The following is a 14,431-nucleotide window of genomic DNA, read 5'->3' on the forward strand; positions in this document are numbered from 1 at the left end:
ATCATCGAAAAAGTGTTGGTTATGCTGCAATGTATCATCGAAAAAATGTATATTTGTGCTTCGGTAATTATAATCAGCAGCTGTATGGAAAGAAAAATAGTTAAAAAGCTAAGAATATGGAAAGATGAACCTCAGAGAAAACCACTCATCTTGTTAGGTGCACGTCAGGTAGGAAAAACCTGGATTATGAAACATTTTGGAGAACTTGAGTTCGAAAATGTGGCTTACATTAACTGTGATGAAGAACCTTTGGCAGAAGAATTATTCGCTTCAGACTACAATATTCCCAGAATCTTATTGACTTTACAAGCCATAACCAGTACGAAAATTGAAGCTGGAAAAACGCTGATTATCTTCGACGAATTGCAAGAGGTAAAACGTGGTTTGCATAGTTTGAAATACTTCCAAGAGAACGCACCCCAATATCATGTGATAGCAGCCGGTTCTTTATTAGGTATCACTATTGGGCGTGGCGAATCTTTTCCTGTAGGCAAGGTGAATCTTCTTCACATGTATCCGCTTGATTTCGAAGAATTTTTGATGGCCATGGGTGAAACGTCTTTGAGCAATCTGTTTCATCAGCCAGATTGGGAACCCTTGAATATACTCCGAACCAAATATATTGACCTACTGCGTCAGTATTATTATGTAGGTGGTATGCCCGAAGTGGTGGATAGCTATATTAATAATTATGATTTGCAGGAGGTAAGGGTTAAACAGAATGAAATACTTGATGCTTATAGACGTGATATCTCAAAACATACCTCTGCCACCGATAGTATGCGCATTGGTCAAGTATTACAATCTCTTCCTTCTCAACTGGCTAAAGAAAACAAAAAATTTATCTATAATGTGCTTAAGAAAGGAGCACGAGCCACCGAATATGAACTGGCTATTCAGTGGCTCATTGATGCAGGTATCATACATAAGGTATGCCGTGTAAAAGAGTTGCAAATGCCCATTAAGTTTTATGAAGATTTGGGAGCATTCAAACTCTTCCTTCTTGATTGTGGTTTGTTGGGTTGTATGGTTGATGCGCCGGCTAGCCAGATGTTAGTAGGTAACAATGTATTCAAAGAGTTCAAAGGTGCTTTTACCGAGCAGTTTGTTCTTCAGCAATTAGTTACTATGGGTATCTCTACTTATTATTGGAGTAGCGAATCGACTCCTGCCGAAATTGATTTTGTTATTCAAATGGACAAACGGGTTATTCCTATCGAAGTAAAAGCAGAAGAGAATGTCAGAGCTAAATCGATGTACGAATATATCAAGAGTCACCCACAATATTCATTGAAAGGACTACGCATTTCAATGTTGGGTTATCAGGATCAAGATTGGATGGAGAACATTCCTCTATTTGGTATTTCGAAGTTCTTTGCTTAAAAAAAATATTTAAAAGTATGCAGTATTTTCCCCCTCCTTGCATTTAGTCTTAAGATAGATTAAAAAAAGGAGATAACGGTGTGCATCCCTTTTGTATTTATTATATATTTGCACACCCAAAAAACACATAAAATTTAAATTAAATTATGAAAGCAATGAGATTTTTGATGATGGCGGTGTTGACCGTTTTTATGGGAACAACCTTAACTTCTTGTTTAGATTCGGATGGAGGAAATTATCCAGATGGGCCTTTTGCTGTTACTATTGCAGAAAGTTATTTAGGTGGGTTATCTGTTAAAGCTGATAATGGATATACATTTAATGTTTCTAATCCAGGAGCTATGGAATTAAAATATACTGATGGAACAGCTCTTACTCCTACAAGAGCTATAATATATGTTTATCTAGCAGAGGGTGAAGAATGGACGAAAGATAAAACTACATATAATGTATCATTTGCTCAAGATTATGGATATATGTATTTTTCCCAAGCTGTAAATGGTATGACTTATGAACCTCTTGAAACGGAAACGCCTGTCTATACAGAATATTTTTATTTTGGAAATGGTTATTTTGATGTTGCTTTGTCAACATTCCATTTAAAAGATTTTTCACTGTCAGATTTTAAATTATGTGTCACTGGAGTAGAAGGTGAAACAATTAAAATGAAATTAATGAATTCAGAAGAATTGAAAAGTACTGATAGTGGTGTTACTGGGGGGAATTTTTATATTTCTTACATTGCTCCAGGACAAGAAATTAAGAACTATTATCCTGAATTGAAAACATTTGGAACTACTAATGATTCTGTATATGTTCAATTGGAAAACAAATCTTATGCTGGTATAGAATCCGAAAAAATAAAAATTAAATTAAGATAATACATCCTTGAACTACCAAGAAATATTTAAACGCGCAATACAATTAATTTCCTCCCCTGCTAAGGCTTGGGAGGAAATTTATTTAAATGAGGATAAACAAAAAGTACTTTCAGCTTTTGTTTATCCTATGATTGGTTTATGTGCCTTAGCTGTTTTTGCTGGAGTTTTATTCAGGCAGGGCTGGGGTAGTCCGGAAAGTTTTCAGGAAGCTATGACTCGTTGTTGTGTTGTAGCTGTTTCTTTATTTGGAGGCTATTTCTTAGCATCTTATGTAATAAATGAAATCGGTGTTAGGTACTTTAGGCAAGAAAATGACCTATCTTTAATTTATCAATTTGCCGGATATTCGCTTGTTGTTTCTTTTTTAACTAACTTTGTAACCGGATTATTTCCCGAAATTGGCTTTTGGGGACTAATATTCCAGTTTTATATTGTTTATATTGTTTGGGTAGGAGCAGGTATTCTGTTGCAAATTAAAGAAGAATCCAGAATGGGATTTACGCTTGTTGCTTCTTTACTATTGATAACTTGCCCGTTGTTTATTCAATTTGTATTTGATAAATTATTGTTTTTTCTTAATTGATGAGTTTATTGGTTGCAATACTCTTGTAACTCGTAACTCGTAACTCGTAACTAAAATGAAACAGCCTGCTGTTAATATAAAAAATAAACGTGCCTCGTTCGATTATGAGTTTATCGAAACTTTTACTGCGGGTATTGTACTAACCGGAACAGAGATAAAATCCATTCGTTTAGGTAAAGCCAGTTTGGTAGATACGTATTGTTTCTTTTCGCGTGGAGAGCTATGGGTAAAGAACATGCATATTACTGAATACTTTTATGGCTCATACAATAATCATTCCGTACGTAGAGATCGTAAATTGCTTTTAAACAAAAAGGAGATAAAGAAATTGGAACGTGGTACCAAAGAAACCGGATTTACTATCGTTCCAGTCCGCATGTTTATTAACGAAAAAGGCTTGGCTAAAGTAGTTATTGCATTAGCAAAAGGGAAGAAACAATATGATAAACGCGAATCATTGAAAGAGAAAGATGATCGGCGTGATATGGATAGAATAAGAAAGAATTATTGATTTTATTTTGAAACGCAGATTAACGCGGATTAACGCAGATTTATAATTAGAAAATATTCAATCTGCGTTAATCCGCGTTAATCTGCGTTTCAAATATCCTATTTATAAAGAAATGAAAAAAAGCATTCAAGAACTAATCAAACAAAGGATACTCATACTCGATGGTGCCATGGGTACCATGATTCAACAATACAACCTGAAAGAAGAAGATTTCCGTGGCAAACGTTTCCAAAGTATCCCCGGACAAATGAAAGGCAATAATGATTTGTTGAATATTACCCGCCCGGATGTAATAAAAGACATTCATCGAAAGTATCTGGAAGCCGGAGCCGATATCATTGAAACCAATACCTTTAATGCCACTTCCATTTCCCTATCCGACTATCATGTAGAAGACTTGGTAAAGGAAATAAATCTGGAAGCAACAAAGATAGCTCGTTCCATAGCCAACGAATATACTTTACTCACCCCAAATAAACCACGCTTTGTGGTAGGCTCGGTAGGGCCAACCAATAAAACTACATCCATGTCGCCCGATGTGAATAATCCGGCTTATCGTTCGGTAACCTATGATGATGTTGCATCCGCATACCTGGAACAAATAGAAGCACTGTTGGAGGGCGGGGTAGATGCTATTCTTATTGAAACAATCTTTGATACCCTCAATGCCAAAGCAGCTATATATGCTGCCGAAGAAGCAATGAACAAAACGGGTAGAAATGTTCCCTTAATGCTTTCTATAACAGTATCCGATACTGGCGGGCGGACTCTATCCGGACAAACACTGGATGCTTTTCTAGCATCCGTTCAACATGCCGATATTTTTTCAATAGGGTTGAACTGTTCCTTTGGTGCCAGTCAGCTGAAACCGTTTTTAAAACAACTGGCAAGTCGGGCTCCTTATTATATAAGTGCCTATCCCAATGCCGGACTACCGAATAGTTTGGGTGGGTACGATCAGACACCGCAGGAAATGGCTGTTCAGGTAAAAGAATACATCGACGAGGGTCTGATAAACATTATCGGTGGTTGTTGTGGAACAACAGATGCTTATATAGCCGAATATTCTGCCATCATTGCAGGTGCACAACCTCATAGCCCGGCAGCTAAACCAGGTGTGCTGTGGCTCTCCGGTCTGGAATTGTTAGAAGTAAAACCAGAAATGAATTTTGTTAATATCGGTGAGCGATGCAATGTAGCCGGTTCGCGAAAGTTCCTTCGGCTTATACAAGAAAAAAAATACGATGAAGCTTTATCTATCGCCCGTAAACAAGTAGAAGACGGAGCATTGATCATTGATGTTAATATGGACGACGGGTTGCTTGATGCACAGGAAGAAATGACCACATTCCTTAACCTGATAGCATCGGAACCGGAAATAGCCCGTGTGCCCATTATGATCGACTCATCAAAATGGGAAGTTATTGTAGCCGGATTAAAATGTATTCAAGGCAAATCTATTGTCAATTCCATATCTCTGAAAGAAGGAGAAGAAAAGTTTCTTCAATATGCTCGCGCTGTTAAGCAATATGGTGCAGCAGTTGTTGTGATGGCCTTTGACGAGAAAGGACAAGCCGATACATTCGAACGGAAAGTAGAAGTGTGCGAACGTGCTTACCATTTGTTAGTTGATAAAGTTGGTTTCAATCCTTGCGATATTATATTCGACCCCAATGTTCTGGCCATAGCTACCGGAATGGAAGAACATAATAACTATGCTGTAGATTTTATAAATGCTGTTGGCTGGATAAAGAAAAATCTTCCGGGGGCATCTATCAGTGGCGGAATCAGTAACCTTTCTTTCTCTTTCCGGGGGAATAATTATATTCGTGAGGCTATGCATGCAGTATTCCTTTACCATGCCATCCGTGAAGGGTTGGATATGGGAATTGTAAATCCTGCAACCTCTGTTCTCTACACCGACATTCCCAGTGATATACTCGAAAAGCTTGAAGATGTAGTACTCAACCGCCGACCAGATGCTGCCGAGCGTTTGATTGAACTAGCCGAAGGATTGAAAAATACTTCGACAGATAAAACACAGGAAAAAAGGCAGGATACATGGCGTACCGGAACATTGCAGGAACGCTTGCAATATGCGTTAGTGAAAGGTGTTAGTGATTACCTGGACGATGACCTCAAAGAAGCCCTTACCATATACAATAAGGCAGTAGATATAATCGAAGGTCCGCTTATGGCCGGTATGAACTATGTAGGTGAACTGTTTGGCGCAGGTAAAATGTTTCTTCCTCAGGTAGTAAAAACTGCCCGTACAATGAAAAAGGCTGTGTCCTTTCTTCAACCGATTATAGAAGCCGAAAAGCACGATGGTATATCCTCGGCCGGAAAAGTTCTGCTGGCAACCGTAAAGGGCGATGTACATGATATAGGAAAGAATATTGTTTCGGTTGTAATGGCCTGTAATGGTTATGAGATTATAGACCTCGGTGTGATGGTACCAGCCGAAACAATTGTTCAGCAAGCTATTGAAAACAAGGTGGATATCATAGGACTGAGCGGACTAATCACCCCGTCTTTAGAAGAGATGGTAAATGTAGCCATAGAACTAGAAAAGGCAGGACTAAATATACCACTCCTGATTGGTGGAGCAACAACTTCACAGCTTCATACAGCCTTGAAAATAGCACCGGTTTATGGTGGTCCGGTTATACATCTGAAAGATGCTTCGCAAAATGCCGGGGTTGCTGGTAAGTTATTAAACCCTGAATTACAAAAAGATTTTGTACGTGAATTGGATAATACGTATAAAACATTGCGTGAGAACAGAAACGAAATAAAGCAGGAAGTTGTATCATTGGAGGAGGCTCAGAAGAATAAATTGAATCTCTTTTAATATATTTTTTAGGCTACGCATAAAAATTGCGTAGTCATCCTTTTCCTTTGTACCGTCAAACTAAGATACAGTTATGGAACAAAGAATAAAGGATAAATTAATAGATATAGAAAGAGAGCAGCATATAAAAATACTTTTTGCTGCTGAATCAGGTAGCCGTGCATGGGGATTCCCATCACCGGATAGTGACTATGATGTACGTTTTATATTCATCCGTGCGACTGATGACTATCTTACTATTCAAAAGAAAGCCGACCAGTTAACCTTTCCTATAGACGACGAATTGGATATAAGCGGTTGGGAGCTTGGAAAAACACTTCAACTGATAACTAAATCGAATTCTTCACCATTTGAATGGTTGCAATCACCAGTTGTTTATAATACAACAGCATCATTCCATCAGGATATGTGGACATTGTGTCAACATTATTTCTGTGCCCGAACCAATGCCCATCATTATATTGGAATAGCAAAAGGCGCAATGAATAGTTTGAAAGGCGATGAATTGAAGATAAAAAAACTTTTCTATATACTTCGCCCTCTGTTGGCTGCCCTGTGGTGTGTTGATAAAGGTTCAATTCCTCCAATGAATATCTATCCATTATTAGAATTACTGCCTGCCAACTTAAAACAGATAGTACACAACTTGATAGACTTAAAAGCAAGCTCAGAGGAACGATGTACCATACCAATAACCGGTATACTAAAATTATGGATTGATGAGACTTTTGATTATTGCACGCAGAAAAGTCAATCCTTAGAAAAAGTACAATTTGATATAAAAGAAGCAGATACTTTTTTTAGAAAAACAATCAAAAAATGACAATACAGGAAATAAAAGAAAAAGGACTCTTGCTGTTTGAATGTATAAGTGGGAGTAAAGCTTACGGTCTGGACACACCGCAATCGGATACGGATTTGAAAGGCGTATTTTATCTGCCCAAAGAAAAGTTTTATGGTTTAGAATATACTCCACAAATAAACAATGAAACCAATGATGAAGTTTATTACGAGCTTGGGCGGTTTGTGGAGTTATTGTACAAAAATAATCCCAACCTCCTTGAGGTACTGGAAATTCCTGCTGATTGTATATTATACAAACATCCGCTGATGGATAAACTAAGTGTTGAATTGTTCTTGTCCAAGCTCTGTAAAGACACCTTTGCCGGATATGCACATTCTCAGATACGGAAAGCCAGAGGCTATAAAAAGAAAATAGTAAACCCTATGGATAAGGAACGAAAGGGTGTACTCGACTTCTGCTATATTCTGGAAGGATATTCATCTGTTCCGGTAAAAGAGTGGTTAACAAAGAGTCATTTTTTGCAGGAGCAGTGCGGGCTTAGTTGCATATCACATAGTAAAGGAATGTATGCCTTGTTTTATGATGAAGACAAAACACGCGGATACAAAGGAATAATACATAATCCGGCTGCAAATGAAGTTTCGCTATCATCCATAGAAAAGGGAGATCAGCAAGTAGCTTACCTTAGCTTTAACATAGAAGCCTATTCCATGTATTGCAAAGAATATAAAGAATATTGGGAATGGGTGGAAGAACGGAACGATGCCAGATATATGAACAACCAACAGCATGGTAAGAATTACGATTCGAAAAACATGATGCACACCATTCGCTTATTGCAAGTAGCCGAAGAAATACTTCGTGACGGAAAATTGAATGTAAGACGAACCAATCGTGAGCAATTGTTAAATATAAAATCGGGTAAAATGGAATACGATGATTTGTTAACTATGGCCAACGAAATGATGGATAATATAAATCATTATGCAGAGACTTCGACTCTACAAGACAAACCAGATATGGAAAGGATAGAAAAAGTGCTGGTGGAGATAAGAGAAGAATTGTATAAAGCATAATCAATTGTATGTTTTCTGCTTAAAATATCTTATATTTGCTTTTAGCAATCTTTTAAATGTGAAATTATGACAACTATCCATTCTGAGAAAAACGTACGTAAGTTGGATAAAGCAACAAGTGATAAAATTAGTTTTATCAGTTTTATTATACCTGAATTTGCTGCCGCATTTAAAATAAATATAGCAGAAGCATATCATTATTTAGTTCGCTATGGAGGCTTTGATTTTTTAACAAAGAACTGGTGGGCATTACATACAGATAATAAATACTGGGCATTGCTTGATATATATGATGTGTGTCGCAAAAATGGAGGATATTTGAAATGAATGTTTATCATGGAAGCTATACTGCTATCTCGCAGATTGACTTGTCTAAATGTGAAAAATACAAAGATTTTGGACAAGGATTTTATGTCACCCGTTTTCGCCAACAAGCAGAAGAATGGGCAAAGAAAATTGGACAAAAGAATAATACTCAAGGTGTAGTTACCGAATTTGAGTTTTTCGAAAGCGCATTTTCTTCGTGGAACTATAAAGTGTTGCGTTTTGAAAATTATTCTAATGAATGGTTGGATTTTATCGTGTTAAATAGAAATCCCAAAAATAACGTTCCCGCACACGATTATGATATAGTAGAGGGACCTGTTGCTGATGATAAGATACAACGACGTTTGGACAAATTTTTAAGTGGTAAAATTTCAAGAGAAGATTTTCTTAAAGAACTTCGTTATCATGAAGAAACTCATCAAATTTGTTTTTGTACGCAGAGAGCATTAATGATGATTGAGAATAAAACAGATGCAAATACTGATATATTGTTTAATATCGAAGATATTGGAGAACAAATAATAGAAGCTTTAATCTTTGATTATAATATTAATGAAGAAAAAGCTACAGATGTTTTCTTCTCTTCTCAAATTTTTCTTTTGCTATCAAACGAATCTACTGAATTCCACAAAAAAACATGGCAGGAAATTTACGAACTCTTGAAAGAGGAGTTGAAATAATGAAATACATTATAGCTGCTTTTAGCTATAAAATCAAGAATAAATGAACATCGAAACAGAACGTTTACTACTTCGTCCGATTATAGAAAGCGACGCAGACGACATTTACGAGTATTCCAAAAACAAAAATGTAGGCATTAATGCAGGATGGGAAGCCCATAAAAGCATTGAAGAAACACGTGAGGTAATGAAAACAGTATTCCTCAATCAGGAGTCTGTATTTGGTATAGTGCTGAAAGAAACAGGCAAATTGTTTGGTACCATTGGTTTGATTACCGACCCCAAAAGAAAAAACGAAAAAGTAAGAATGATTGGCTATGCTATTGGGGAAGACTACTGGGGAAAAGGCTATATGACCGAGGCTGTTACCGCCTTATTGCGTTTTGGGTTTGAGGAATTAAACCTTGATTTGATTTCTGCATACTGCTATTCATATAATGAAGGTTCGAAGAATGTATTGAAAAAATGTGGATTCCGCTATGAGGGCCGACTGTATCTAGCAGAAAGACGTTACGACGACGAAGTGCTTGATTGCGAATGCTATGCGATCGAGATGAAATAATTAAAGCACAATCAATAATGATACTGAAAATAAAGAGCGACAACCACTACCTGCTGGATATTCTTTATAAGAATCCGGATACCGACTTTGGACTCTATTTTAAGTCCATGAAAAACGGGCAGGTAGTTGGCAATGCCGTGAGCAAACATTGCTACGAAGTGGTATTTCAAGATACCCGTTACAGTTATATGCCCGAAGATGCCAACCAAATGGATTATCAAAGCTATTGCTCGCCACTAGCAATTTTGCATATCTGTAACGAATTGTTTAATCATCTGCTGAAAAGCAAAGAAGAATACGAAGTAAAAGAAATAGCTTGGTTACATATAACACAGGGCGAAGCCGATACAGAAAGCTGTACGATAGAAGTTCCATCGTTTTATATTGACTCTTCGTGGTACCGGAAAGGGAAGTTTTTACTATCCAAATACTTCGAAGGAATATTGGTAGAGCAACAAAGCAATCGTATATTTAAACTGACCATTACAGCCAAGAGTATATTCGAAGCTTTCAACTTGTTGGCACTCGTAGCCCTGTTTACCCATGCAACAAACGAATACAGCATTTATACTTATATAGACGAACATTTGGCACAAAAGTACGGACGCATCTTGACCAACATTGATAATGTTCCCTATTTTGTATTTTACCTCTTCATTATGCGTGCAGTTAAATCACCGCAACAATTTGAAGAACTGAAGCCTGTATTCGAGAACTATCTGGCAAAGAATGGTTTGGAAGCCAATCTGGTTCTTATGGGAACTACCCGCCAGCGGCTGGAGTTTATAACCAAACAGTTGGAGGCCGATATACCTGTTCTTGATATTGGGTGTGGAGAATTTATGTATTATAAAAAGATGATGCAGAAAGGTTTTACTGCACCTTACCATGCAGTAGATCAGGATGCCCGGTTCGTTAAACTGTCGGAATCAGTTGGTCGCAGGTACGATGAAGACAATTTACACTTTTATAGTTCGGTAGATGAGTTTACATCTTCCGAGAAGGTAAATATCATTATGACCGAAGTGATTGAACACAACCCATTGGCCGAAGTTCCGAAGTTGATTGGTAAAGCATTGTCGTACAACTTCAACAAACTGATAATAACCACCCCGAATGCAGAATTCAACCAACACTATACAATGGATAGTGATATGCGGCATGAGGATCATCATTTTGAACCTACTCGTCAGGAGTTTAAGGAATTGATAGAAACATGTACAGCAAACATGTCTTTGAATATAGAATATTTTCAACTGGGCGATAGCTTGAATGGAATTCAGCCTACACAAGGATGTATAATTAGTTAGTTGAAAGTTGTAAGCTTTAGAAAAGATGGAAGATCTGAAGAAATTAAAAAATAGAATAGACCGTTTTTGTGCGAACAAGGTAAATGCTTTTTCGCCTACCATATCTCCTGCGCCAAAATCATTGGAACGTAATGAAATTGAAAGTATAGATAAAGCAGTTCGCTTCTTTTATAAAAATGAGGTAACAGAGATAGTGGTTCAGAAGAAATATATGGGTTCGTACTGCGATATCTATCTACATAAAAACCTGAAAGATACATATTTTGTAAGCCGTAATGGGTATATGATAGATTTCATAGACATGGAAGCTGCAAGAGAAGCATGTCGGGAGTTGCATGGCAGAATGGACTGGACAAACTTGAACATTGCAATCATACAATCGGAAATGATGCCGTGGAGCGTGTTAGGAAAAGGCTTGATTGAGAACGAATTTGTAGCTTATCTCAATGTGCACCGTAATCATTCGGATTTTCTGTTGCAATCCGGGTTATATGATAAAATGGCCAAGGTAAAAGCATCTGCTGCTTACAAAGAGTATATGGCCGACAAAGAAAATCTTTCGCATAAAGAATTACGAATAAAGTATCCACACCATATCCTTCGTCAATACGATTCGTTAACCCAGTTCAATTTACTTGATTTGGAGGCTTATAAAAAGAGTTTGAATATTTATGAAGAGCAGATAAACCACTTTGGCCGTCAGGGTGATATTTACTTTAAACCATTTAACATCCTCAAAAAGATATTTGATGATGGTACAGAAGAGTTTGTAAACGATAATCTGAGTTATGCAGAAGTAAACAGTGATGAGTTTATGCATCTTTCTATCAGGAACGATGAAGAATTAGCCGGCTCTATAGATAAGATATATGCTTGGTTTGCGACTTTGGAAAAGAATCTGGAAGAAGGAATATTGGTAAAACCCCGTCAGGCTTTTATAAAAGGTTTGCCTCCTGCATTCAAGATAAGGAACAATCAGTATCTTACTATGATTTACGGCGTTGATTATCAGAACCATTACAATGGTTATCTGCAAAAAAGAAATGTCAGCCGGAAACTAGAATGTTCCATAAACGACTGGATGCTGAACTGGGAATTGCTTAAGGTGAAGTATCAAGACATAGATAAAGAGAACTATTTCTTTAAGAATCTGGTGCTGGACCGTATCATGGGCGAGAATGTAGAATCTACTTTAGACAAACGGTTGTAAGAAAATGAAAAAGATAGAATTAGTTCCTGTAATAGAAATATGGGGAGATAGCAGTTTTTTTATATCTCCCGAGAATGGACCATATTGGGAATATGCTGAGGACTATGAAAAAGCACACACAGCATGTTTGATAGCCAGTGGTTATGAATCAATGCAATCCTATTCTATAGGATCTAACTTTTATGAATTAAGTGCAATTTCTGATGCAAACCTATTATGGGAGGTAAAAAATAGAACAGAGGGTTCTCAAATAGATGAAATCTGTTCTTTCGATGGAGGGTGTGTATTAAAGATAGACGGAAAGGATATGCTTTTTCCACAATGCTGTGGCAGTTTAAGCGATATACAGCACTGGCAAGAACTGACAAAGGGGCAATATGAATGGTTTTGGCAGGGCCATCCGCAACCTACTATAAAAATAGAAGATGATAAAATAATTATGGAATTACTGTCTGATGGTTATGAAAAATTTGTTCCACCACCATCAGAAACAAGATTGATAATTGATATTAATGATTTAAAGGATGCTCTAAAAGAAACCATGGAAAAGACAAAAATATTTGCGGATCGTATTGATAAATTGGCTAAAGACTTTTTAGATATTGATAAACCAAGTGATATTTTAGTTTGGGGCTTGTATCCCTAATTGTATATGTTTAGATAAAATGAAAAAGAATCCACAACTATTAATATTGGTAGGTGCTCCCGGATCGGGTAAATCTACTTTTGCAAAATACTTTATCCGCACTGAAGAGAATTGGATACGCCTTAGTCGGGATGATTTCCGTACAATGCATTTTACCTATTCCAATCTTTCTGTACACGAAGAATGTTTGATAACCGATATGATTGATGCCTCTATCCATGCATTACTAAAAAAGAAAAGTAATGTGATAATAGACGCTACGCACTGTCGGGCTGATTATCTGGAGCATTATATCAATAAGTTTAATCACCTGGCCGATATCTCTTTTAAGATTTTTGAGGCGGATGCCAAAGTTATTGCAGAAAGGTGCGAGAAACGACAACAGGAAACCGGAAAACGTATTTCAGTCAATGTACAACGGCATTTTTTAAGTGACTTGAAGGAGTTGAAAAAGACTTTCGACTTCTCTACCCGTCCGAAAACGGAAGAAAAAACCTCGTTGCTGGAACAAGATAAATCTTTGCCTAAAGCAATCATCTGCGATCTTGATGGTACACTGGCGTTGATGGATAACCGTAACCCGTTTGATGCTACACATGCCGATAAGGATGAACTGAATGAGCCTGTAGCAAATGTGTTGAAAACATTTGCCAGTCAGGGATACCAGATACTTTTGGTGTCGGGTCGTGAAGATCGTTTCCGTGAACCTACGGTTCGTTTCCTTGAAAAACATGCCATAACTTATCACCAGCTGTGGATGCGTCCTTCGAAGGATTATAGAAAAGATTCGATCATCAAAAGAGAAATCTTTGCTGCAGAAATAAATGGAAAGTATTATATCGACTTTATCCTTGACGATCGTAATCAGGTAGTTGATATGTGGCGCAAGGAGTTAAAGTTAACTTGTTTTCAGGTGAATTACGGGGAGTTTTGAAAAAAACTTCTTATTTTTGTTTTAGATATGTCTGCAATAATTTATTTTTAAAAGAATAATGAAATGACTGTATTAGAATTAGAAAGTCGGAAAGCGTTATTGGTTCGTGAAATACTTACTGATATAAACGATGAAGACACATTTAGAAAACTAAATGCCTGTTTTCAGGATTTACGAAAGGAAAGGAATGACCTTCCTTCTTTATCTTCCGGATTATTTAAGGATTTAGTAGCAAAAGCTACAAAAGAAGATGAACAAGGCTTATGTATCAGTACAGATGAACTGAATAAAGATATTGAAGCATGGTGATAAAATGGACCCCATTAGCTCGTAGATCTTTAAAGGATGTGTATCTGTTTTATTTACCCCAAACAGGTAAAAAGAAAGCATTGGAAATAATAAATCAGATTAAAGATGAAACAAATTATTTATTGATATTTCCTGAAATGGGTGCTTTTGAGGTTATTGATGAGATTAAAACCCCATATAGATATATTATTAAAAACAAATGTAAGTTATATTACAGTGTTTTATCTGATTACATTCGTGTTGATTTTGTATGGGATACACGAAGAAACCCTGAATATTTACGTCAATATCTAATAGATTGATATACAGAGTTCACAAATTTCATTCAGACATTACCAAATGAGAACATTGTGAACTCTG

16 protein-coding genes are annotated in these 14,431 nt (G+C 36.8%); all 16 read left to right on the forward strand.

The genetic code is table 11. The features are described from left to right. The first annotated feature begins 84 nt into the window (after window positions 1-84). The 16 genes from D0T85_RS09790 (at window position 85) to D0T85_RS09865 (ending at window position 14,373) form a co-directional block, all read left to right on the forward strand. On the forward strand, window positions 85-1,383 hold the full coding sequence (locus D0T85_RS09790) for an ATP-binding protein (RefSeq protein WP_163212752.1): 1,299 nt from the start codon (window positions 85-87) through the stop codon (window positions 1,381-1,383). A 146-nt stretch (window positions 1,384-1,529) separates the two neighbouring features. Beyond that, window positions 1,530-2,264, forward strand: a complete 735-nt coding sequence (locus tag D0T85_RS09795) for a hypothetical protein (protein WP_163212754.1) — start codon at window positions 1,530-1,532, stop codon at window positions 2,262-2,264. A 7-nt stretch (window positions 2,265-2,271) separates the two neighbouring features. After that, the gene (locus D0T85_RS09800) at window positions 2,272-2,847 is read left to right on the forward strand and encodes a Yip1 family protein (protein ID WP_203558448.1); all 576 of its coding nucleotides are present in this window, start codon (window positions 2,272-2,274) and stop codon (window positions 2,845-2,847) included. Window positions 2,848-2,902: 55 nt separating this feature from the next. Then, the gene (smpB, locus tag D0T85_RS09805) at window positions 2,903-3,358 is read left to right on the forward strand and encodes an SsrA-binding protein (protein WP_163212756.1); all 456 of its coding nucleotides are present in this window, start codon (window positions 2,903-2,905) and stop codon (window positions 3,356-3,358) included. 112 nt (window positions 3,359-3,470) lie between these two features. Continuing rightward, window positions 3,471-6,212: a methionine synthase gene (gene metH / locus D0T85_RS09810; RefSeq protein ID WP_163212758.1), complete on the forward strand. Its 2,742-nt coding sequence runs from the start codon at window positions 3,471-3,473 to the stop codon at window positions 6,210-6,212. Window positions 6,213-6,285: 73 nt separating this feature from the next. Beyond that, the gene (locus D0T85_RS09815) at window positions 6,286-7,035 is read left to right on the forward strand and encodes a nucleotidyltransferase domain-containing protein (protein WP_163212761.1); all 750 of its coding nucleotides are present in this window, start codon (window positions 6,286-6,288) and stop codon (window positions 7,033-7,035) included. After that, a complete protein-coding gene (locus tag D0T85_RS09820; RefSeq protein ID WP_163212763.1) occupies window positions 7,032-8,093 on the forward strand; it encodes a DNA polymerase beta superfamily protein in 1,062 nt (353 codons plus the stop codon). The genes D0T85_RS09815 and D0T85_RS09820 overlap by 4 nt, the downstream gene beginning before the upstream one ends. Window positions 8,094-8,159: 66 nt before the next feature. Then, complete coding sequence (locus D0T85_RS09825) at window positions 8,160-8,420, forward strand: DUF3791 domain-containing protein (RefSeq protein WP_163212765.1); 261 nt, start codon at window positions 8,160-8,162, stop codon at window positions 8,418-8,420. Further along, window positions 8,417-9,100, forward strand: coding sequence for a DUF3990 domain-containing protein (locus D0T85_RS09830; protein WP_163212767.1), 684 nt, complete (start codon window positions 8,417-8,419; stop codon window positions 9,098-9,100). Before D0T85_RS09825 ends, D0T85_RS09830 begins: the two co-directional genes overlap by 4 nt. 43 nt (window positions 9,101-9,143) lie before the next feature. Continuing rightward, window positions 9,144-9,662 (forward strand): GNAT family N-acetyltransferase, encoded by a 519-nt coding sequence (locus D0T85_RS09835; protein ID WP_163212769.1) that lies wholly within the window; start codon window positions 9,144-9,146, stop codon window positions 9,660-9,662. A 17-nt stretch (window positions 9,663-9,679) separates the two neighbouring features. After that, window positions 9,680-10,972, forward strand: coding sequence for a hypothetical protein (locus D0T85_RS09840; RefSeq protein ID WP_163212771.1), 1,293 nt, complete (start codon window positions 9,680-9,682; stop codon window positions 10,970-10,972). A 25-nt stretch (window positions 10,973-10,997) separates the two neighbouring features. Next, window positions 10,998-12,182 (forward strand): hypothetical protein, encoded by a 1,185-nt coding sequence (locus D0T85_RS09845; RefSeq protein ID WP_163212773.1) that lies wholly within the window; start codon window positions 10,998-11,000, stop codon window positions 12,180-12,182. Window positions 12,183-12,186: 4 nt separating this feature from the next. Then, on the forward strand, window positions 12,187-12,828 hold the full coding sequence (locus D0T85_RS09850) for a hypothetical protein (protein WP_163212775.1): 642 nt from the start codon (window positions 12,187-12,189) through the stop codon (window positions 12,826-12,828). A gap of 19 nt (window positions 12,829-12,847) precedes the next feature. Further along, a complete protein-coding gene (locus D0T85_RS09855; protein WP_163212777.1) occupies window positions 12,848-13,762 on the forward strand; it encodes an AAA family ATPase in 915 nt (304 codons plus the stop codon). 63 nt (window positions 13,763-13,825) lie between these two features. After that, complete coding sequence (locus tag D0T85_RS09860) at window positions 13,826-14,071, forward strand: hypothetical protein (RefSeq protein ID WP_163212779.1); 246 nt, start codon at window positions 13,826-13,828, stop codon at window positions 14,069-14,071. Next, window positions 14,065-14,373, forward strand: a complete 309-nt coding sequence (locus D0T85_RS09865) for a type II toxin-antitoxin system RelE/ParE family toxin (protein WP_163212781.1) — start codon at window positions 14,065-14,067, stop codon at window positions 14,371-14,373. The genes D0T85_RS09860 and D0T85_RS09865 overlap by 7 nt, the downstream gene beginning before the upstream one ends. Window positions 14,374-14,431 lie beyond the last annotated feature (58 nt).

It is taken from the genome of Bacteroides sp. 519, assembly GCF_010500955.1.
GTDB lineage: Bacteria > Bacteroidota > Bacteroidia > Bacteroidales > Bacteroidaceae > Bacteroides.